This window comes from Streptomyces sp. NPDC005263 (assembly GCF_042872365.1).
Classification (GTDB): domain Bacteria; phylum Actinomycetota; class Actinomycetes; order Streptomycetales; family Streptomycetaceae; genus Streptomyces.
This window is the reverse complement of sequence record NZ_JBIAKJ010000007.1, coordinates 221,960-242,808: the sequence shown is the minus strand read 5'-3', so window position 1 is coordinate 242,808 and position 20,849 is coordinate 221,960. Positions and strand designations below refer to the sequence as shown.

19 protein-coding genes are annotated in these 20,849 nt (G+C 69.7%); 8 read left to right on the top strand and 11 right to left on the bottom strand.

Going from position 1 to position 20,849, the window contains the following annotated elements; all coding sequences use genetic code 11:
- Window positions 1-316 precede the first annotated feature (316 nt).
- The 3 genes from ACFYRY_RS29710 to ACFYRY_RS29700 all read right to left on the bottom strand — a co-directional run bounded on the left by ACFYRY_RS29710 (window position 317) and on the right by ACFYRY_RS29700 (window position 2,957).
- Window positions 317-1,600, bottom strand: coding sequence for a DNA cytosine methyltransferase (locus tag ACFYRY_RS29710; RefSeq protein ID WP_389152197.1), 1,284 nt, complete (start codon window positions 1,598-1,600; stop codon window positions 317-319).
- Window positions 1,601-1,842: 242 nt separating this feature from the next.
- Window positions 1,843-2,079 (bottom strand): DUF397 domain-containing protein, encoded by a 237-nt coding sequence (locus ACFYRY_RS29705; RefSeq protein WP_389152195.1) that lies wholly within the window; start codon window positions 2,077-2,079, stop codon window positions 1,843-1,845.
- Window positions 2,076-2,957 carry a helix-turn-helix domain-containing protein gene (locus ACFYRY_RS29700; protein WP_389152193.1) on the bottom strand — a complete coding sequence of 294 codons (882 nt, stop codon included), beginning with the start codon at window positions 2,955-2,957 and terminating at the stop codon, window positions 2,076-2,078. The genes ACFYRY_RS29705 and ACFYRY_RS29700 overlap by 4 nt, the downstream gene beginning before the upstream one ends.
- Before the next feature lie 221 nt (window positions 2,958-3,178).
- On the opposite strand from ACFYRY_RS29700, the gene ACFYRY_RS29695 reads away from it, so the two are divergent.
- Both ACFYRY_RS29695 and ACFYRY_RS29690 read left to right on the top strand, forming a co-directional pair.
- The gene (locus ACFYRY_RS29695) at window positions 3,179-4,519 is read left to right on the top strand and encodes a tetratricopeptide repeat protein (RefSeq protein WP_389152190.1); all 1,341 of its coding nucleotides are present in this window, start codon (window positions 3,179-3,181) and stop codon (window positions 4,517-4,519) included.
- Between the two features lie 55 nt (window positions 4,520-4,574).
- The gene (locus ACFYRY_RS29690; RefSeq protein WP_389152187.1) at window positions 4,575-5,279 is read left to right on the top strand and encodes a 2'-5' RNA ligase family protein; all 705 of its coding nucleotides are present in this window, start codon (window positions 4,575-4,577) and stop codon (window positions 5,277-5,279) included.
- Here ACFYRY_RS29690 and ACFYRY_RS29685 read toward each other — a convergent pair.
- On the bottom strand, window positions 5,175-5,663 hold the full coding sequence (locus ACFYRY_RS29685) for an ATP-binding protein (protein WP_389152184.1): 489 nt from the start codon (window positions 5,661-5,663) through the stop codon (window positions 5,175-5,177). The genes ACFYRY_RS29690 and ACFYRY_RS29685 overlap by 105 nt on opposite strands.
- A 539-nt stretch (window positions 5,664-6,202) precedes the next feature.
- Here ACFYRY_RS29685 and ACFYRY_RS29680 point away from each other — a divergent pair.
- From ACFYRY_RS29680 to fxlM, 6 genes are all read left to right on the top strand, one after another.
- Window positions 6,203-6,343 (top strand): hypothetical protein, encoded by a 141-nt coding sequence (locus ACFYRY_RS29680; protein WP_389152181.1) that lies wholly within the window; start codon window positions 6,203-6,205, stop codon window positions 6,341-6,343.
- Window positions 6,344-6,375: 32 nt separating this feature from the next.
- Complete coding sequence (locus tag ACFYRY_RS29675; RefSeq protein WP_389152179.1) at window positions 6,376-6,519, top strand: hypothetical protein; 144 nt, start codon at window positions 6,376-6,378, stop codon at window positions 6,517-6,519.
- A 188-nt stretch (window positions 6,520-6,707) separates the two neighbouring features.
- Window positions 6,708-6,911: an FxLD family lanthipeptide gene (fxlA, locus tag ACFYRY_RS29670; protein ID WP_389152176.1), complete on the top strand. Its 204-nt coding sequence runs from the start codon at window positions 6,708-6,710 to the stop codon at window positions 6,909-6,911.
- Window positions 6,912-6,993: 82 nt separating this feature from the next.
- Window positions 6,994-10,044 carry a lantibiotic dehydratase gene (locus ACFYRY_RS29665; RefSeq protein ID WP_389152173.1) on the top strand — a complete coding sequence of 1,017 codons (3,051 nt, stop codon included), beginning with the start codon at window positions 6,994-6,996 and terminating at the stop codon, window positions 10,042-10,044.
- Window positions 10,044-11,219, top strand: a complete 1,176-nt coding sequence (locus ACFYRY_RS29660; RefSeq protein ID WP_389152171.1) for a lanthionine synthetase C family protein — start codon at window positions 10,044-10,046, stop codon at window positions 11,217-11,219. The genes ACFYRY_RS29665 and ACFYRY_RS29660 overlap by 1 nt, the downstream gene beginning before the upstream one ends.
- An 87-nt stretch (window positions 11,220-11,306) precedes the next feature.
- Window positions 11,307-12,530, top strand: coding sequence for a methyltransferase, FxLD system (gene fxlM / locus ACFYRY_RS29655; RefSeq protein ID WP_389152168.1), 1,224 nt, complete (start codon window positions 11,307-11,309; stop codon window positions 12,528-12,530).
- 467 nt (window positions 12,531-12,997) lie between these two features.
- Here the strand turns inward: fxlM and haaN are convergent, their stop codons facing one another.
- The 7 genes from haaN to ACFYRY_RS29620 all read right to left on the bottom strand — a co-directional run bounded on the left by haaN (window position 12,998) and on the right by ACFYRY_RS29620 (window position 20,801).
- Window positions 12,998-13,477, bottom strand: coding sequence for a cyclophane-containing RiPP N-acetyltransferase HaaN (haaN, locus tag ACFYRY_RS29650; RefSeq protein WP_389152166.1), 480 nt, complete (start codon window positions 13,475-13,477; stop codon window positions 12,998-13,000).
- A gap of 91 nt (window positions 13,478-13,568) precedes the next feature.
- The gene (locus ACFYRY_RS29645; protein ID WP_389152164.1) at window positions 13,569-14,729 is read right to left on the bottom strand and encodes an FxsB family cyclophane-forming radical SAM/SPASM peptide maturase; all 1,161 of its coding nucleotides are present in this window, start codon (window positions 14,727-14,729) and stop codon (window positions 13,569-13,571) included.
- Between the two features lie 13 nt (window positions 14,730-14,742).
- Window positions 14,743-14,946 (bottom strand): HaaA family cyclophane-containing RiPP peptide, encoded by a 204-nt coding sequence (gene haaA / locus ACFYRY_RS29640; protein WP_389152161.1) that lies wholly within the window; start codon window positions 14,944-14,946, stop codon window positions 14,743-14,745.
- A 127-nt stretch (window positions 14,947-15,073) separates the two neighbouring features.
- Window positions 15,074-17,842 (bottom strand): cyclophane-containing RiPP biosynthesis TPR protein HaaT, encoded by a 2,769-nt coding sequence (gene haaT, locus ACFYRY_RS29635; protein WP_389152158.1) that lies wholly within the window; start codon window positions 17,840-17,842, stop codon window positions 15,074-15,076.
- A 274-nt stretch (window positions 17,843-18,116) separates the two neighbouring features.
- The gene (locus ACFYRY_RS29630) at window positions 18,117-19,001 is read right to left on the bottom strand and encodes a hypothetical protein (protein WP_389152155.1); all 885 of its coding nucleotides are present in this window, start codon (window positions 18,999-19,001) and stop codon (window positions 18,117-18,119) included.
- Between the two features lie 513 nt (window positions 19,002-19,514).
- Window positions 19,515-20,069, bottom strand: coding sequence for a Uma2 family endonuclease (locus ACFYRY_RS29625; RefSeq protein WP_389152152.1), 555 nt, complete (start codon window positions 20,067-20,069; stop codon window positions 19,515-19,517).
- 201 nt (window positions 20,070-20,270) lie between these two features.
- Window positions 20,271-20,801 carry a YbjN domain-containing protein gene (locus ACFYRY_RS29620; RefSeq protein ID WP_389152149.1) on the bottom strand — a complete coding sequence of 177 codons (531 nt, stop codon included), beginning with the start codon at window positions 20,799-20,801 and terminating at the stop codon, window positions 20,271-20,273.
- Between the last annotated feature and the right edge of the window lie 48 nt (window positions 20,802-20,849).

The window sequence follows — 20,849 nt, the reverse complement described above, 5'->3', positions numbered from 1 at the left end:
CGCCACGCCTCGGCGAGATTCTCGCGCCGAGTCTCGTGTTCGACCTCTCCGAGGTAAACGGGTCTACGGGTGGTCCCCTTGTCGGACCAGCGCAAATAGGCCCGGATCCGGCGGGTCTTGGTCAGTACCTTCAGCTCGACGGAGGCGCGGGCTCGGCGCCCCTCGCCCAAGTCCACCCAGCGCCGGTCAGGTCCGCCCGCGGCTTTGTCCTGCTCCGCCGACGCTTGGGCCCTTGTCCTACCGGACCGCCCTTTCCACGCCTTCTCGGGGGGCTGTTTGTCCTTCCAACAGCCCTGACGTGGAGCTTTCGCGGTCGTCACCGCGTGCTCCCCGCCTTGTCCAGGGCGTTGGCCACCGCCTTCGCGAAGAACTCGCCCAACAGAACGGGAACAGCGTTCCCGAGCTGGCGCATCTGCTCTCCGCGGGGGCCCTCCAACACCCAGTTGTCCGGAAACGTCATGACGCGGGCCGTCTCTCGCACGGTCATGTACCGGTGCTTGTACCTCCAACCCCCTGGAGTGGAAGGGTCACGCTCGCGTTCGTCGGTCAACATCACCGACTCCCCGCCAGGGACTCCGTGGACGCCCGCCTTAACTGTCTTCGCCGGACGGTCCAGCTCGTTCGGGGTGTGCCCCTTGTAGATACGCGCGCCAGGCCAGCCGATGTGGTTGGTCACGCTGCCCAGGTAGCGCTCCTGGCGGTCGAGATGGCCCCAAGGGACGGGTGGTAGGGGTGGCTCACCGTTCAGGCCGGCCAGTGCATCGCGGAACGTCCGCCACGGGAGGAGTGACGCTTCTTCCGTGTCATTCCGCTTCGGGAGCCCAGCCATAACTCGATCATGAACGTGGTCCGGGACCTGGTGCCGAACCCAGTAATCGCCCTTCGCCATTGAGCGGACCAGAGCGTCATACGAGTGGGTGGGCCTCACGCTCCGCTTGAACGCCTCGACGTCCACGCCGAGGTCTCGACGGAACGCAACGATGATCACCCGGTTCCTCACCTGCGGTACGCCGTAGTCCGCCGCGTTCACGGTCGTTGCCACTACGTCGTAGAGCTCATAGCCCCCGGACGGGTCGGAGGCACGGCCGGCCCGCAGCGCGGCGTCATACGTCTGCAAGAGGGCGTCGTGTTCCTGCCACGTGGTGTCCGGGTCGCGTTTCAGGTAGGGATACGACAGCTCGTTGAGGATGTACTGGAAGTACGGCTCGAAGGACTTCCTGCGAAGTCCGACGACGTTCTCGCAGATCACGGCCTTGGGTTGGATCTCGCGAACGGCCCGGAACATCTCCGGGAACATGTTCCGCTTGTCCTCGTCCCCCTTGGCGATGCCTCCGAGACTGAAAGGCTGGCACGGCGGCCCGCCGGCCAACACATCCACCTTGCCGCAGAGGTAGCGCATATCGAGCTCGCGGACATCCCCCGAGACGAGCGGCACAGGTCCACCGGGTTCGGGGATCCACTCCTCCTCGCCCCGCTCCTTGGCGCCGTTCGCCTCCAGCGTCTCGCAGGCGCGTTTGGCGACCTCGCTGACGAGGAGCGGTCGGAAGCCCGCTCGCCCGACGGCCATGGCCAGGCCGCCGCCGCCGGCGAACAGTTCCACCGCTGTACGGTCGGGCGATCGGTCTTCTTGCTGCTCAGGCATTACAAAACCATACCGCGGAGTACGTCTCGTTGGAAAGTGGAACACACAGATTCAGCAACTGAGTCAAGAGCGCACGGGGATGTATGGGGGCACGGGGCCGCGATACCTAGACCGCTGAGTCATGCACACGTACGGGTGGTGAGCCGTAGAGCTAACGCGGTCGGCGGCGGGGTCTCTTCTCAGCCCCGACACTCACCGATTTACCCGCCGGCAATCCCGCTGACCAGCGCGCGCATCGCCGGCTTCGAGAAGAGCAACGGCCCCCGGCTGATGTCCTTGGAATCGCGCACTGCGGCGTGGTCGCCTAGTGCGGCGACTTCCACGCAGTCGTTCGCGCCCCCGCTGTACGAGCTCTTCTGCCACCGCGCCTGCGCGACATCGACGTCGTACGAAACTGTCGTGACATCGTGCGGGGCGGGCATGCGGGGCGTGCTCACTCTTCGAGCTCCTTGCTGATGCGTGCGATGCGAGTGCGAGTCTCCGACGGGTCGAGGGCGCTGTCCCTCAACTGGTCGAAGATTTCCAAGTAGTTGTTCACGTCCCCCAGGGACTCGAGATACACGGAGTTCTTGGGGTTCTCCAACCACACCAGATCTGGCGTGGGGTCCGGAAAGGTCAGGATGACGAACGGACCGTACAGCCCGGGGTGCGCTCCGAGCGAGAACGGCAGCAGCTGCACGGTGACGTTCGGCCACTCGCTCGCCTCCACCAACTTCCGCATCTGGTCGCGCATCACGTCAACGGAGCCGACCGTCCTGCGCAGCACGGCTTCGTCGAGGATCGCCCGGAGTCTGGCGGGGGCCTCACCACCCAGGCGGTTGTTCTGCCGCTCCATGCGGACCCTGACCAGGGACTCGACCTGCGGCGGGGACAGGTCCTTCCTCATCTGGGAGATCACGGCGCGGGCGTAGTCCTCGGTCTGGAGCAGTCCCGGCACGAGCATCGGCTGGTAGCTGGCGAGGTGTGTCGCGCCGGCCTCCAGCGCGAGGTAACCGTCGTAGCGGGTCGGGCTGAGCACCGTCGAGTACTTCCGCCACCAGGGCTTCTGCTGCTCCTTGTCCGCCCGTACGAGATCTAGCACGTCGGCGCGCCGGTCTTCGTCCCTGACGCCGTACAGGTCCAGCAGTGCCCGGACGAGGACCGGCGTCGTGCCGCGTTCGCCGTTCTCGATCCGGCTCAGCGACCCCTGGTTGACCTCCAGTTGGTCGGCGACCTCGGTGAGGGTGAGCCCGGTCGCGTCACGCAGTTCCTTCAGCCGTGCCGCGAGCTGTCGCCGGTACACCGACTGCGGGACCAGGCTTCTCTTCAAGGCCATGCCAGAAGTCTCTCCGTACCGGCGACACCTCTACAACCCATACGGGTCAACTTCACCAGACATATTGCCTAGTTGGTGATTGCGTCGGCATGCTGTCAGGAGTCACGGCGCGCGTTCGTACGGGCATGCGCCGCAGCCGACCGATGGGCGAGCAGGCCACGACCTCGCTACCCGCACGCGCCTTCGCGTCGGTCCTGCACGCCGCACCAGGAGGGTGGGCCATGCCACGGACAACGCTGCTTCGGCAGCTGCTCCAGCAACGGCATCTGACGACGCACGAAGCTTTCTCCGCCCAGTACGAGCGGGCCGCCGCCCGGCTGGCAGAGCTCGACCGAGACCCCCGCCTGGCGTCCCTCCAGGTCTCTCCACGCCAGTTCGACCGCTGGTACAGCGGGGAGTTGCTGACCCTGCCCCGTCCTGACGCCTGCCGGGTTCTGGAGCACATGCTGGGCAGGCCCGTGTCCCAGCTGTTCTCCACGGCGTACGACGACGACTCCGCGCACGACCGCGACGAGGAGTCGAGCACGGTCCAGCAGGTGACGAGTGCGTCTCCGCCACGCGAGGACGACGAGAACCCACTGGACATCGTCACCCGGACCCGGCAGCTCACGGCCAGCAACACCGACGACGCGACGCTCGCCTTCCTCGGCTCCTCGCTGGAGGGCATCGCCAGCCGGTACGAACAGGACGGGCCGTACCTCCTCCGTCCCCAGGCCCGCCAGGTGCGGCAGCTCGCCCACACCCTGCTCGACGGCCGCCAGCCCCCACGCACGCGCCGGGAGCTCTTCCGCCTCGCCGCCCGCGCCTCCAGCCTGCTCGGCTACATGGCGGTGAACACTGGCGACTTCGCACTCGCAGAGGCGTACTGCACCGAAGCCCGGGAACTCAGCCGTGAGATCGGCGACCTGGACACCGACCTCTGGGCGTGCGGCACCCTCTCCTTCAGCCTCTACTACGCCGGCCGGTACGACGAAGCAGACACCTGCGCCGCCGCGGCCGTCGATCGAGCCCCACGCCACGCCCAGTCCATCCGCCTGCTCGCCAACGGCCGGGCCCGGGCCCTCGGTAAGACCGGCGACCGGCGTGCCGTCGAGCAGGCCATCGGACAGGCACTCCGCCTCTCCGACCTCCACGAGGTACCCGTCCGGCTGACCTCCTGCATCTCCTTCGAACCGTACGGACGAGCCCGGACGCTGGCCAACGCGGTCACGTCACACGTGGCGCTGCGCAACACGGCCCAGGTACTGCGCGACGCCGAGCACATCGACGATCTGGTGGAGCACTCGGCCTCCTCCTGGAGCCGTTCGCTCGTACGCCTCGACGTCGCCACCGCGCTGCTGCACCAGCGCACGCCCGACATCGAACAGGCGATGGCGCTGGGCCGTGAGGCCCTGCGGTTGTGCGCAGAGACACCGATCAGCTCCGTCTACCAGCGCTCCCGTGACCTGCATGAGCAGGCCGGGCCGTGGCGTGATCACCCGGCGGTGCGCGATTATGGCGAGGAGTTCCGGACCTGGAGCTCGCAGCCAGCGGCCCTGGCCATGGCGTCATCCGCGTCGTAGGCGCCGTGGGTGTCGTCGTACTCCGGGGCAGTGTGAAGCCGAAGGAGTACGTCGGGTGCCCCTGCTCAGCGCCGATCCCGCCGCGTTCCCCGCCGAGCCCCCCGCCGAGACGGACGACCCGGCGGTCACCGCGGCCCACGACTGGGCGGCGTTCAGCGCACTCGACGAGATGACCGACCACTGGGCACGCCCGGGCTGGTCGGACGGCAGCCGCGCGTACTACTGGATGCTGACCTTCCCGGATGATCAGCGGCTCGCGACTCTCGCCCAACACTGCCAGGAGGAGCTGGCCCCCCTCGCCCTCGACCCGGTGCCGACGGACGGACTGCACATCACCCTCGCCCGAGTCGGAACGCCGGGTGTCGTCACCCCCGGCCAGCTGGACAGCCTGGCGCGCGACGCCGAGGCGCTGCTGCCCTCCGCGTTCTCCGTACGCGCCATGCCGCTGGCCGGCTCCCGCGGCGCCGTCCGGCTGTCCCTCGGACCCTGGGAACCCCTGCTCCAGCTGCACCACTCGCTGGCCAAGGCGGGGAGCAGCGTCGGTCTGGCCCCGAAGAAGCCGACGTCCGCTTTCCGGCCGCACCTGAGCCTCGCGTACAACAACCGTCGGCGCCCCGCCGCGCCCGTTGTGGAGACGGTCTCAGGGCTTCGCGCTCTACCGGCTATCGAACTCTTCGTGCCCGCCGTCCAGTTGGTGGAACTCCGCCGTGAGGGGAGGACGTACCGCTGGGATGTACGGAAGAGCGTCCCGCTCGGATAGCCCACCGGCGTCCAGGGCGAGCACCACGACCACTTCCTTGCCGATCGCGGTCGGCCGGACCGACCACTCGGAGGCCAACTCCCCGACGAGCAGCAGTCCGAGACCACTGCCCGTCAGCTCATCCAGCGACTTCTCCGCGGAGCGTGCCCGGACCCTGGAGACATGCCGTTCCGCGTCGTGGACCCGCAGTACCGCCATGTCCCGGTAGACCTCCACACACATGCAGTCCGGTCCGCCGGCTGTGTGTCTGAGCGCGTTGCCCACGAGCTCCGAGGCGATCAGAACGGCGTCGTCGACCCGCTCCGGCGCGGCACGCCCCTCGAGGGACCCGCGTACATGTCTGCGCGCGAGGCCCGCAGGCTCGGTGCAATCGGCCAGCTTCACCCAATGACGCCGTACTGGTGTCCGCCTGCAGAGGCGCTCTTCGTTCACCGACTCCATCGCCGCTTCTCGTTTTCGGTAGGCACTGGACCGATCAGCCTCCCCATGCGTGAGCCGCGGCGGTACGCCGCGCCTCCGCCGCTTCGCGCGCCGCTGGAAGGCGGACGAACGGCGTGCTGACGGCGTACCGCCGCCGACTGCCCCCGGCGAGGCTCTTTGTCGAGGCGCCGGTCCTTGGCGTCTCGGCTCACCTGGCTGGAGGTAACGCGGAATGAGCAGCAGTGCGAGGCAGATCGCACCACACGAGGTGCCCCCAGGCACACGCCTGGTGCTGTACGCCTGCCTGCCCGCGTCGCTCGGTGAGGCAGCCGACCACAGCGTGGCCGGCGCACAGCGGTACGTCGACGATGCCGGCTGGGAGGCGGTGGAGACGTACGTCGAGCGGGCGGCACCGTTCGAGAGCCGCGTTCTGTGTGAGGGCTGGCACAACGCATTGGCCGTGGTCGAGCAAGGGAGGGAGGGCGGCCGGGATCGTCACCCCCTTGCTCGTAACGCCGGGCTATCTGGAGGAGGACAGGACGAACCTCGCTGCCTGGCAGGTCCGTGCCGAGGCGCTGATCACGATGCTGTGGGCGGTCGTCGACGCTGCCAAGGCCACGGCCCCACGGCGGTCGGCAGCGTGATGACCACCATGCGTCGGGGGTTTCTCCGGCAGATGCTGAGCCAGGTCGGATGGGTGCTGAGGCATCCGGCGAAGTACGTGGGCCGGTTCGGCTTCGACGCCTTCCAGGTGCTGTTCCTGCCCGTCCTGGTGACCGGCACAACGTTGACCACGCTCTACGCGGGCCAGTTCCGGTAGCCCCGGCCCGTGTCCTCGACCCCCCTCTCCGGATGCTCCGGATCCATGTCCCCCACGGAATCCGGTCAACTGGAGAGGGGCCGCACCCAAGGTGCGAATGCAGAAAACCGGCCCTGCGGCACTCCATAAGCAGGCGGCCGGGCAGCACGACGAACCGTTCGGATCCTTCCGAGAGAAGAGGAACTGCGATGACCGCAGCCACGCTCAGCCCGATCACAACGGCCACCACCGAGGCGTCCGTCACGACAGCCGCGCCCAAGGCGCCCGCCGACCCGTTCGACATCGACCTGACCGTCGTCACGGAGATCGGCGCCGACCTGCTCCCCAAGGCGTGCGGCACCGGTGACGGGTGCGCGGCGTCCTGTGCCTCGTCCTGCGCCAGCGCCGTCTGACGACGGCTCGTGCACGGGGTCGGGGGCGCTGCCGCTCCCGACCCCACTACTCGTTCACAGCATTGATGGCGGAGGCATGGGGATGGGAAGCGACGGAAAGCTCTACCAGCACGCGGGCGCAGCGCTGCTCCGAGCCGCCGCGATGCCGCTGACGGGTCTGCCGGGATGGTGGCCTGATCCGTCCGACACGGATGCGTGTGGCAGGTGGCTGAAGCAGGTGTGGGCCGATGCGCGGTTCGCCGGCGCCGTACGGCAGGCGAGCGGTGATCTCGCCACGCGGGTCGACGCGATCTGTGGCGGGCAGCCGGCACGCTCCAAGCAGGTCCGGCGCGCCGCCATGGCCACCGTCCGCTACTTGTTGCGCGCCACCGGGCGGCCGACCCCGTTCGGCCTTTTCGCGGGAGTCACCGCGGTCAGCGTGGGCTCGACGCCGCACGTGAGGTGGGGGGACGCCCACCGGGCCGTGGCCCGAGTGGACACTGAGTGGCTGGACGACGTCATCGTCCGCCTGGAGGCATGCCCGGCCCTGCTGGAGCGCCTGGATGTCGTCCTGAACAACCTGGCGGCGCGCCGCGGCGGACGCCTGCACGTCCCCCACGGCGGACCGATGGGCGCCACCGTCCGGCGCACCAGCGCGGTAGGTGTGATCGAGGACCTGGCACGCCGGCCGGTCCACTTCACCGCCCTTGCCGAGCAGTTGGCCGCCTCCTTCCGCTCAGCCGAGCCGCAGAACATCCGCACACTGCTCGGCGCGCTGGTACGCGAGAAGTTCCTGATCACCAGTTTGCGCGCGCCGATGACCAGCACCGATCCACTGTCCCACCTGATCGAACGGCTGCACGGTGCAGGCGCGGGAACGGTGCCGGAAGTCGCGCAGGTCCTGCACGAGCTGGAAGCGGTTCAACTCGCCGTACACGAGCACAACCGACGCCCTGCGAGCGTGCAAGGGCCGGCTCGGGAGGAACTCACGGGTCGGCTGCGTCGGCTCTCCGACGCGGGTCGAAGTCCTTTGGCCGTCGACCTGCGGCTGGACGCCGAGGTACGCATCCCCGAGAGCGTCGCGCAGGAGATGGAGAGGGCTGCCGACGCCCTACTGCGGCTCACGCGCCGACCGGCGGGCCAGGGTGTGTGGAAGGAGTATCAGGTCGCGTTCTGGGAACGGTACGGCACCGGCACGCTCGTGCCCGTGAAGGATGTCGTCGACCCGGCGTCCGGGCTCGGCTATCCCGCCGAGTACCCCGGCAGCCGCATGACCGCTCCGCCCCCGACAGTCTCCGAGCGGGACGAGCGGCTGCTGGCCCTGGCCTGGCAGGCACTCGCCGACGGCAGCAGAGAGATCGTCCTCACCGACCACCTGATCGACAGCCTGGCCGGCGAACCGCTGACCGGGCAGGAGGCACCACCCCACGTGGAGATGTGTGCGCGCCTGCACGCTGACAGCCTGTCCGCCCTGGAGCACGGGGACTTCACGCTCACGGTGACACCGGCCCGAGCCGCGGGAACGCTCACCTCCCGGTTCACTCCGGTCGCCATCGGTACGGGACTCGACGAGATCTACCGCCAAGTTCCCACGGGCGTCGAGAACGCCCTGACCGCGCAGCTCTCCTTCCCGCCCCTGTACCCGCACACGGAGAACGTCGCCCGTATCCCCGCTTATCTCCCACACGTGATCTCGTTGGGCGAGCACCGCAGCCCCGACGACACCTCGCCGACGCTCATCGACGTGGACGACCTCGCGGTCACGGCCACGCACACCCGCCTGTACCTGGTCAGCATCTCCCGCCGTCGCCTGGTGGACCCGCAGGTCTTCCACGCCATGGCGCTGGACAAGCAACCCCCGCCCCTGGCCCGGTTCCTGGCGCACCTGACCCGCTCCTTCGGTCCTGCCTGGACCGGCTTCGACTGGGGGCCGCACGGCGCACGGCTGCCGTTCCTGCCGCGCGTCCGCTACGGGCGCATGGTCCTCTCCCCCAGTCGCTGGAACCTGACAGCTGACGACCTTCCAAGCCGCGGCGCGGACATGCGGGAGTGGGCTGACGCCCTGGGCCGGTGGCGGAAGCGGTGGCATTGCCATGGTGCCGTCGAGCTGCGGGAGGACGACCGGACACGGCGGCTCCAACTCGACGTCCCCGCACACGCCATCGTCCTGCGCGCTCACCTGGACCGGGGAGCCCATGCCGCGCTCACGGAAGCGCCGGCCGAGGAGAGCTACGGCTGGATCGGCGGCCACGTCCACGAGATCGCCCTGCCGATGACCAGCACCCGCCCGCCGATACCCGACCCGCTGTCCGGCTTCCTTCCCGTGCTCACCAACGGCACCCTCGGACCCGTACCGGGGGCGGTGCAGGCACCCTGGCTGAACGCCAAGATCTACAGCCACCCCGAACAGTTCGAGGAGCTGATCGGCACCCACCTCGCGCGCCTCGTGGCCCAACTCCCAGGCACACCCGAGTGGTGGTTCGTCCGCTACCGGTCCCCGCGCGATCTCGACCACCTGCGCCTGCGCATCCGCACGCGCAGCCCCGGCCAGTATGCCGCCTGCACCGAGCTCGTCGCCGGATGGGCAGCCGGCCTGCGCCGCGAAGGGCTCAGCAGCAGGCTCGTGTTCGACACGTACACCCCGGAGACCGGCCGCTACGGCCCCGGCGCCGCCCTGCGCTGTGCCGAGGCGGTGTTCACGGCCGACTCGGCTCATGCCCTCGCCGCCCTGCAGAGCCTGGGAGCCGACGGCGTCGACGGACGCGCGCTGGCCGCGATCGGCATGGTGGACATCGCCTGCGGCTTGCTCGGCCCTGACGAGGGCATGCGGTGGCTGACTAACCGCCCCGCGCCTCCGGCTCGCGTTGGGCGAGGCGTCAGCGACCAGGCCATCTCGCTCGTTCGCCACAGCACGCCTCGGGCCCGCGGCTGGGGCGAAGCGCTCGCCCAGGCTTGGCACCGCCGCGGCGCGGCCCTGGCGCTGTATCGCGAGCGCCTCGCCGAGGGCATGGACCTCGACGCCGTCCTGGAATCCTTGCTGCACATGCATCACAACCGTCTGCGCGGCGCGGACCGGGAGGACGAGGGGATCTGCCGCCGCCTTGCCCGTCAGTCCGCCGTCGCACGGGCCGCCTGGCCGGGGGAGAGCCGCTGATGAACTACGACGTGGCGCCCACACCCACCGGGCCCGGCTGGGGGCAGTCGCTGTACTCCGGCGCGGCGGGGGTCGCCTTGCTGCACGCCGTCATGGCCCGCAGCGGCGAGGACGACAGGGACGCGCTCCGGCCGTGGGCCGCCGCCATGGTCAAGGACCCGATCCAGGCCGCTCCCGAGACATGCGGTCTGTACGAGGGCGCCCCGGCCGTCGCGTACGTGCTCAGCTTCACGCGCACGAACACCGCCACACGCGCCCTGGCGACCCTGGACACACACCTCGCCGACGTCACACGCCAACGACTCAAGCGGGCGCACGCCCGCATCGATCGCGGTGCGTTGCCCACCCTGGGCGAGTTCGACCTCATCAGCGGACTGACCGGGCTGGGCGTGTACCACCTGCACCGCGGCCACCAGACGGAACTTCAGGACGTCCTCGCCTACCTGGTGCGGCTGACGGAACCGGTCCTCATCGAAGCGCAACGTCTGCCCGGCTGGTGGACCAGCGACAGCCCTGATCTACGGCCGTCGCCGCGATGGCCCGGCGGACACGGCAACTTCGGCCTCGCCCACGGCATCGCCGGACCGCTGGCGCTGCTGGCCACGGCACTGCGCCACGGCCACACGGTGCCCGGGCATACGCAAGCCGTCGCCCGGATCTGCGACTGGCTCGACCAGTGGCGCAACGGCACCGGCTCGCGCGCCTGGTGGCCGGACCTGATCACCCGAGCCGAACACCGACACGGCGAGCTCCAGCGTCCAGGGCCGAGACGTCCGTCCTGGTGCTACGGCACCCCCGGCATCGCCCGCGCCCAGCAACTCGCCGGCCTCGCCTTCGGCGAACGTGACCGGCAGCGTCAGGCCGAGCAGGCCCTGGCTGGATGCCTGGCTGACGAGCAGCAGCTCGCCCAGCTCACCGACGCATCCCTCTGCCACGGCTGGGCGGGGCTCATGCAGACCGTCTCCCGTGCCGCCGTCGACGCCGTCGACGCCGAACTCACGTCGCATCTACCCCGCCTGAACGCCCGGCTCAACAAGCACCTGGACCACCACGGACCGCCGGACGGCGCCGGCCTGATGGGCGGCACGGCAGGCATCCACCTGGTCCGTCTCACCGACTCTGTCAACACGGCGGCCACCGCCCCCTGGGACCGCTGTCTGCTCCTGACGGGATGAAGCCGCGACCCGCACCCGCGCACCAGAACGAGTAAGTACGATCTGCCCCTGCCGCACGCACGGCCGGGCACCTTCCGGAAGGACGCGATGAACACCACCACTGGCGCCTCCCCCGAGGACCTGCGCAGCCACCTGGTCGACGCCATCTTGAAGGAGGACATCTCCGGCCTCCGCGACGCACGCGTCGAGACCGCCATGCGGGCCGTACCCCGCCACGCCTTCCTCCCCGACGCACCCATCGAGGAGGCGTACGCCAACAAGAGCGTGACGATCAAGGAGAACCCCGACGAGGACGCCCTCCCGCTGAGCTGCGCCTCCCAGCCCGACGTCGTGCACTTCATGCTGGTCCAGCTCGCCGTCCGCGAAGGCGGCAACGTCTTCGAGATCGGGGCCGGCACCGGCTACAACGCCGCCCTGCTCAAGCACCTCACCGGGCAGTCCGGACAGGTCACCACATGCGACGTCGACCCCGACGTGACCGCCTACGCCCGCCGGACGCTGGACGCCAACGGATACGACGACGTTCGCATCGTCACGAGGGACGGCGCCCTCGGCGCCCCGGAGTTCAGTCCGTACGACCGAATGATCGCCACGGTCGGCATGTGGGACCTCCCCGGCGCCTGGTGGGACCAGCTCGCCGTTGGCGGACGCCTCGTGGTCCCGCTGCGGTGGCGCGGGCTCTCCAGGGCCGTGGCCTTCCAACGTGAGGAGGGGCGGATGCGGTCCGACTCCGTGAAGATGTGTGGCTTCCTCCCGGTGATCGGCCAGGACGGGGAGCGGAACGGCTACATCGACGACGACCGGCTCGTCAGGCTCTACTGGGACGAGGACCAGTCCATCGCCTTGGACCTCCTGCGTGACGTCCTCACCCAACCGAAGTCGGTCGCTTGGACCGATGTGACGGTCGGACCCGTCGAGTCGTTCGACGGCGTCTGGCTACGGCTGAGCGCCACGGAGCGAGCGACGTGCCGCATCACCGTCAAGCCCGAAGCGATGGAGGCAGGTCTCCACCGCCCCGCCTCGCCCGCCCTGAGCCCCGCCCTCGTCGAGGGCGACTCCATCGCGTACCTCACCCTGGAGCGGACCGCCGAAGTCCCGGGAGCAGAGCCCCGGTTCCGGCTGGGAGCCGTCGGCTACGGCCCGGCCGGCGCCGATCTCGCCGAGCGGATCTGCGCGCAGATCCGCTCCTGGAGCCCGGCCCGGACCGCCGAACCCGTCGTCACGGCCTACCCTGCGGACACACCGGACAGCGACCTCGCCGACGGAGCCGTGATCGACCGGCCCTCCGTGCGGCTCGTCATCAGCTACTGATCTTGACGCAGGCGTGTGCGGCCGTTGCCAGGTGCGGCCGCGCCCACCGAAACGAGAACAGGGCGGCGTGGGAGCACAGTGGTCAGCGCTGCACGAGGTTCGCCTCACAGTCGGTGCACCGCCGCACAGCCCGTCGCCTCGGGTTGCCCGCGGTCGCGGTCGCGGGAGAAGCACTGCTCAACCGCTCCCAGAGCCCAGGTGGAGGATTTGGGATCCATCCCCACCGCGGGGGTCGTACGTCGTCCTCGGTCATGTGGTCGCACCAGCCGGGCCTGTGCGCGCACTGCGTCGGGGAGATCAGGATCGTGTCATCCGGGTGAGTACGCCACTCCCTCTTCACGAACGTACCTACGGAACGCGTGGGCGCCGACGCCGACGAGCCCGGCGGACACTCGCATCCGAGCCCGATGACGATCTTGCCGCCGCACTCGTCGCAGCGCTCTACTTCCACTGACCTCGTACCACCCTCACGCCGTGCCGGAGTCGACCCGGTAGACGATCTTGCCATCGGACTCGGTGAACCCGCGCGACTCGTAGAAGGCCCGTGCGCCTGGGTTGTCGCGGTCAGCCATCCATTCCACCCGGCTGCACCCGGGGCGTGCGGCAGCTAGGGCGCGGAGTTCGTCCATGAGGCGAGCACCGATGCCCTGCCGACGGAGGGTGTCGCGGACGTAGAGCTCCTTCAAGAACAGGGAGTGCGAGGAGCCGGCAGCCGGCCAGAGGAAGGAATAGGCGGCGAGTCCGACGATGTCACCGGTCTCGTCCTCGACGAGCAGGGCGGAAGCCAGCGGTGGCACGCCGAAGAGGGCTTCTTCCACCTGGAGGCGGCGCTCCTCGATCGGCTGGATATCTGTCTCGGTCGCCCCGTAGAACCGCTCGATCTCCTCGATCAGCTCGGCCACGGCGGGGACGTCCCGCTTCTCCGCGGGACGAATCGTCACGGTCATCGGCGCCTCCTGTCCTTCCTCGATTGCTCGGTCGCTGCTGCACTCGTTGGTTCCAACGCGTGATCCCCTCCTGGCGGTACGGCACACGCGTCTACGGCGACGAGGCGGCCCGCGCGTACGGGTTCCAGCCGTGCTGCCGCAGGGAGCCCTGGACGTGTCGGATGAGGTACTCCAGGTCCGTGCAGTAGACAGAGGGGTTCCGGTAGCCCTGGGCTTCGCTGAAGCGGTGTGGGAGGTAGCCACCGCCGCACACGTCCACGAGCGGGCAGGCGCGGCACTGCTCGGCGAGCGCATCCTTGCCGTGCTGCCGGTGCAGCAGTTTCGGATGCGACAGCGCCTCGTCGAAGGAGTGGCGGAGGACGTCGAGCCCGAGCCAGGAGGCGCCCTCCTCGACCGACCGCAGGGTGTCCACCGCTTCGATGGAGCCGTCGGACTCGATCACGACGCTCGTCGGCGGGGCCAGGCCGAGCGTCTCTACCGAGCCGCGCACGCCAGAGCTGAGGGCCACGATGTCCTCCAGCATCCGGACGCTGTGCCCGTACTCGGGCTGCGCGAGCCAGGCGTCGTACACCCTGCTCATCCACAGCCCGTACTCGGGCACGCTCGGGTCGGCGCGGTGCGGCGGGTCGTCGTGGGTGGCGTGCGGCAGCCCGAAGTCGATCACGGGCGGTTCGAACGCCGCCAGGTAGTCGTGGACCTCCACGGGGTCGTTGGCCAGGTCCACGACGGCAAGCAGCCCCGCGAACAGGTGTGGCCGTGACCGCAGTTGTTCGATGCCGCGCACGGCGGAGACGGCGCTCGACCGCCCGGCGTGGGTCAGCCGGTGCCGGTCATTCGCACGCGGCGGTCCGTCGAGGCTGATGCCGACCGCGACCTCGTACCGTTCGAAGAGGTCCAGCCACGCACCGGACAGAAGAGTCCCGTTGGTCTGGAGCTCGAAGAGGACCCGGGTCCCGGCCGGCGCGGCGTCCCGGACGGCCTCCAGCAGACCGGCCATGTGCCCGACGCCGACGAGAAGCGGCTCCCCGCCGTGCAGTACCACGTGGATGGTCCGAAGGCCGTGTGCGGTGGTGTGCTCACCGATCCGCCGGGCTGCGGCCCGGGCCACGGCGAGGTCCATTCGGGCGGGCAGGCGCCGCGCCGCCTGGTCCCTGGAATTGAAGACGAAGCAGTAGTCGCAGTCGATGTTGCAGCGGTTGGCGACCTTCAGGATGAACGTCCGGAAAGGAACCGCGCCTTCGGGTTCTGTCATCGAGCGGATGTGCTTACAGCGGCCACGGCCAGATGAGCGAGGCCGCGTGGGCACCGTCACCGACCCGGCTCGTCGCGCCTTCCTCGACCTCCAGCCGCTGCCGGACACGGGCGGCCACGCGGTCCAGGACGGCGGTGCCGGCCGCCGTCGGCTCCGCGGACGCCGGGCCGACGGGCGTGATGGTGCGTGGCGCGGTGACGGACGCGGGTGACGGCATTCGACGCTCCTCGTGAGGTACGTGCCGGAGGCGGCACGGTGCGACGGGGCTGAAGCGACAGATCAGCCGGAAACGTAGCATCCTCAACCACTCACCCGGCACAGGAAATTCGGCCACATGGTCGACGTCAACCGAACCGCGGCACCAGCAACCGTTCGATGTCTTCCACGGCCGCGCTCACTCCCAATCGCCGGTACACGGCCACGGCGGCTCGCAGCGAGTCCACTCCGTGACCAGGCCCGTCAATCGTCCAGTCGCAGCGGCCGATGCCCTCCAGCGCCCGTGCCTCCTCCAACCGGCAGTTGATGTCCCGCGCGAGCGTGAGCGCCTGCTCGAAGTGCCGACGGGCGGTAGGCGATTCATCGGAGGTGAACAGCAGCATCCCCCAGTGGTTGAGTACCTCTGCCTCGCCGCACCGGTCGCCCAGGTCCCGCAGGATCTCCAAACCGAGTCGGAACGCTTCAATCGCGTCCTCCCGCTCACCGACGATGCCGCGCGCCACGCCCATCTCGCTCAGCGAGGCGGCCTCACCCCCGCGGCTGCCGAGCTCGCGGTAGGCGTCCAGCGCCTCCTCCAATATCCGGATCGCCTCTGTCGCATCCCCCGTCACGCGCTCCACGACGCCAAGGTGACGGACGCTGGTCGCGCGGCCGAACCGTTCACCGAGCTCGGTGAAGTGCGTCAGGGCCTGGCCGTGTGCCGTCCGCGCTCCCTCGATGTCCCCGGTCAGCCGTCGGACGACGCCCAATTCGTTCAGCGCGTAAGCCTGGTGCACACGGTCGTCCAGCTCCAGGTAGATGTCGAACGCTTCCTGGTGATGCCTCGCGGCCAGGTCGTACGCGCCCATGAGGCAGTGCGCGACACCCAGGTCCCGCAGGGAATTCGCCTCCCCGTACCGGTCACCGAGTTCCCGGTAGATCGCCAGGGCCTCACTCTGCGCCTCTACCGCGGCGTCGAACCGGCTCAACTGCCGTTGTGTCATGCCGAGATCCGCGAGCGCGTTCGCCTGTCCGAACCGGTTCCCCAGCTCGCGGTAGAGGGCGAGGGCCTCGGTCTGGGCGCGGGCCGCGTCCTCGTTGTCCGCGGTCAGGTACCAGACGATGCCGAGCTGGTTGAGCGCGTCCGCCTTGCCGCGCCGGTCGTCGACCGCTTCGTACGCCGTCACGGCGTCGTTCAGGGCCTCGATCGCCTGTGGGTAGGCGGCCATGAAGCGGCGTACGACACCCAGCTCGGCGAGAGCGTCGCCCCGTGCCCGCTGGTCGCCTGTGTGGCGGGTGGCCTCGGCGGCGGTCCGGTGGAGCCCTACGGCCTGGTCCCAGGGGCCGGCCTGGCGCAGGAAGGGCGCCATGGCCGCGGCGAGCCGGACCACGAGGTCGTACAGGGCGAGGCCGTTCGCCCGACGGACGCAGGCCAGGATGTTGGCCCGCTCGGTCTCCAGCCAGCTCAGGGCATCGGCCCGCGACTCCAAGGCCGGGGCCTCCACCCGCGAGGCGTCGTCCGGCGCCGATGGCACCGCGGCGCCGCTGCGGACGATGTGCCCGTTCGCGACGACGAGAGCGGCCAGGTAGTAGGTGCACACACGCTGGACGGCCTGTACGTGGTCCATGCTGTCTCCCTCGCCGGCGAGACCGCGAGCGTAGTCGCGCAGGAGATCGTGCAGCCGGTAGCGACTCCCCGGTTGCTCGTCGATCAGGTGGTCGTCGTAGAGCGCCTCAAGATGCCGACGGGCCACCACGACCGAGACCTCACCAAGAGCCGCGCCGACGTGCGGGTCGAGATCGGTTCCGGGGAAGGAGCCGAGCTGTCGGAAGAAGCGCTGCCGCTCCGGCGCGAGATCCCGGTAGGAGAGATCGAACGTCGCGGTGACAGCGCGTTCCCCGGCGCGCAGCTCTCCCAACCTGTCCCGCGCCGCCACCAGCCGCCCGCGCAGGTCCTCGGCGCTCCAGGACGGATGGTGCCGCAGCCGTGCCGCGAGAAGCGACACCCCCAGCGGCAGACACCCGCACAGCCGCACCAACTCGTCCACCACATCACGGCCGAGAGCGTCGGCCGGCCGCCCACTTAGCCGTACGAAGAGGTCGACAGCGTGATCCGGCGGCAGCGCGTCCACCGACATGACCACCTCCTCGTTCGCCACCAGCCGCTTACGGCTGGTCACCAACACCAGGCACCCGCTTCCGCCGGGGAGCAATGGCTCCAGCTGCCGGTAGCTGGCCGCGTTGTCGAGAATCAGCAGCGCCTTCTTGTCCGCGAGCCTGCTCCGCCACATGGCGGCCCGAGCCTCCGTGACCGCTCCGACGTCGTCACCGACGGGAATCTGCTGCGTCGGTACGCCGGCGGCCGCGAGAAGCGAGGCGAGCGCCTCGCCTGCCTGTACCGGAGTTCGCCCCGGCGTGTGCCCGTTGAGATTCACGAAGAGCTGTCCGTCGGGGAACCGCTCCGAGAGCAGGTGGCCGGCGTGCACGGCGAAGGTGGTCTTCCCGACGCCGGGCATGCCGTCGATCACATGAACGGGCAGCCCCTCGCCACGTTCCTGTGAGACCCGCACCGACCCCACCAGCCGCTCCAGCTCCGCGGCACGGTCGGTGAACGCTGCGGTGTCGCGCGGCAACGAACGCAGCACCTGGGCGGCCCCCGGTGGCCCCACTCCATCCTCCGGTCGCCCGAGCGGGGTGGGAGGCCGCGTCTCGGAGAGCCCGGCGAGCAGGGCCGTCAGCCCTGCCATCGTCACGCCCAACACGACGAAAGAGAACCAGGCGTGCTCCTGTAACCACCCCAGCCAGCCGGGCCACCGCGACTCATCGGACACGGCGTTCGTGACGAGCCCGACCAGCATTGTGGTCACGGCGCCGCCTCCGGCGACGGCGGCGATCGCGATCCCGCGCCGGAGTCTCATACGGATGCCCCAGCAGCCCAAGAAGCGGCCGATTCCCCCTTGGTACCACTGACGAGACACCACACACTGCCAACCGACCTGGTCACGAAGGCAACCCCCGAGTACGACGCCCCAACCTCCCTAACGGAACAGTCCTACTAGACCTTGGTCAAGGGCGCCTGTGAGCCACGGCGTGCACCACGAAAGCCCCTGGCGGTCACACGCCGAAGCTGCGTGGAAGCGGCAGCACATCAAGGCCCCCACCCAAGGGCCGACAGCACGCCCGCCCACCGGCTCAGCCGGCCGCACGCAGAAGGTCCCCGGCGAGGCGGTCCCGGCACTCCCGGCAGTGTCCGGGCTCCGGTGCGCGGAAGGCGCGCTCACAGCCGTCGCAGGTGTGGAAGGGCAGCACGGCCGGGCGGTCGGCGATCGGTGGGCGGGGTGCCGGGGGCGGCGCGGGCAGAGGTGTTTCCCGGAGGCGGAAGGCGAGGATGCCCGCCGGGCGGGTCAGGAAGTGGTCGGGGAGGCGTGCGGTCAGCAGCGCGGTGATCTGGGAGGGCGCGACATCAGCCGCGAGCCACTGGGCGACGGCGGGCGCCAGCCGTACGGCCTCCTGCTCGGACAGGACGAGACGTGGATCGACGCGGCGGAGCGAGGTCAGAACGGCGACTGCCTGAGGGTCGGCGCCGGAGAGCGACGCCGGTTTCTGCCGATCCTGAGTGGGAGTGGGTGTCGCTTCGGTGCTGGTCGTCGAAGCGGGCGTGAGGTTCGCGGCTGCGGGCGACTTCCGGGGCCGGGGTGGCTTCGGCGGCCCGGACAGGCCTCCGTCGCCGCAGGGGACGTCGTAGAAGTACGTCCGGGTACGGATCTGCCCGGTGGACAGTCGCTCTCGGCGGCGCTCCAGGTATCCGGCCGCTTCGAGTTCCCTGAGTGCCCGCGAGATGAGGATCTCGCCCTCGGTGAAGTGCTCGCACAGGGCGGTGATGGTCACGGGGGTGCCGGTGGGCAGGGAGAGGATGTACACCGCGACGCCGACCGTGACCGCGCTGCCGCGTCGCTGGGCGAGGGCGTTGGAGATCACGGTGAAGTCGGCCGTCAGCCGGGTGCGGACGTGGATCACGCCGGTAGTCGGAGCTCCGGCGTCGGCGCGCAGGCGCGCGTTAGACTGCGGGTCAGCCATCGGGAAGTGGTGCTTCTTCCTGGTTGGTCAGGCCCTCGTTCGGGATTGCCGTCCCGGCCGGGGGCCGTATCTGTTTGCGGTTGTCGCGGCGAACGTAACCGCGCGCATCCCGCGCCTGCAAGCCGGTCACTCGGACGGGTGACAGGCGCCGCGCGGCCGGGGAGGGTGGGTGGGCGGGTGGTTCTTTCCCCCGGTTCTTCAAGGAGGTCAGTGGCCCGCCGGACCCCCGCGGACGAGGGACCGGTGTACCCGGGACACGGACGGCTGCCGGGGCCCGGCCGCTCCAGGGACGGTGGTGCCCGGCGGCGGCGCAGCGGCTGAAGACGCCGGCGGGCTGATCACACCGGGAGCGGTGCGGACGTGAGGGAGAGCCCGGCCCGGCACGCGACCTGGTTGGTCGGTTTCTGCAAGCGTGACGACGTCCTCACCGAGGCCACCCGCCGCCTGCGAACCCTGGCGTCCTGAACCAGCGACCCCTTTGCCCGACGACGCGGCCGCACCGTGAGTGCTGCTTCAGCGAGCGTTCGCCTCGGGCTCCGGGCGCGGAAGCTCGTCGAGGTCGAGGGTGAAGGTGCGGCCGTCGGCCAGCGGGATGGGGAGTTTCCCCGTGCCGTACTTGTGGGTGTGTGCCGCGATGTAACCGGTGGCGGTCGGCTCGGTGTGCAGGACGACTTCCTGGGCGTAGGGGTCCACGACCAGGTAGACCGGGATGCCGTAGCGGCCGTACTTCGCGGTGCAGTCGTCGTAGTCCTTGCGTGCGGATGAGGTCGAGACGACCTCGGAGATCAGCAGGACGTCCTCGAAGCCGTAGCGCTTGCCTTCGCGGCGGGCGTCCTCGCGAAGGATCGCCAGATCGGGGGCGGAGTTCTCATCGGCGGGGAAGTCGATGTAGACGTCGGAGGTGACCTTCGCGTGGCGTCCGAGGGACACGATCGTGTCGTACTGCATCGACTTGATCGTGCTGGAGTGCTCGAAGCTCTGCGGAGTCATGATCACCTTTCCGTCAGCTCCGAACAGGACCGTGTACCCCTTGGGGAACTCGGTGCGCACGATCGCGTCGACGCTCATGGACGGCTCCTTCCCGTGTGTGGTCAGGATACGACGGACAGTGCCGCGTCACCGAGGCTCTTCGAGTCCGAGCCCCGCGAACGGCGAGAGCCCGGCCCCGGCACGCGACCTCCGTGGTCGGTGCCCTGGCCGGGCTCTCCCTCGCGTTCGGCGGGTATCCGGTGGTACGCGCCGGACGCCGGTGCGGTGACGGGTCGAGGGCTACTCCTCGTCGTCCTCCGGCTTCTCAGCGTCGTTGATCTCCTCTTCCAGGCCGAGCTGTTCCACGAGCCACTTGTCGAACTCGATGGCGGCTCGTACCCAGCTGACCGTGGAGGAGACGAAGTGCTCCAGGCTCACCCCGGTGCCGATCAGCATCTGCGCCTCGCCGATGAGGCGGACGGTGCCGTCGTCGTGGGTGTGGCTGTAGACCTTGGGCCACAGGGTCCGCCGGTTCCAGTCGTCGATGGACTCCAGCAGCAGCGGCTTCTCGTCGATCTTGTGGGGCCGGTCGTAGAACGTCCGCACGGAGAAGACCTGCTGGTCCTCCTCGCCGCGGAACATGAAGTACGTACGGAACTGCTCCCACGGCGCCGCGAGGTCACCCTCGTCGTCGACGACGTACTTGAGCTCCATCTGGTCGAGGAGCTGCTTCACAAGATCCTGATCCGGGACGACGGGGCCCGCCGGTCCTTGCGGCTGCGGCTCGGGCTGGCCCCCGAAGTTCGGAATCGAGGACGGGTCGATGGTCACCGTGATTTTCCCTTCGTACGGATCCCGCCATCCTCCCCCATGCGGGGA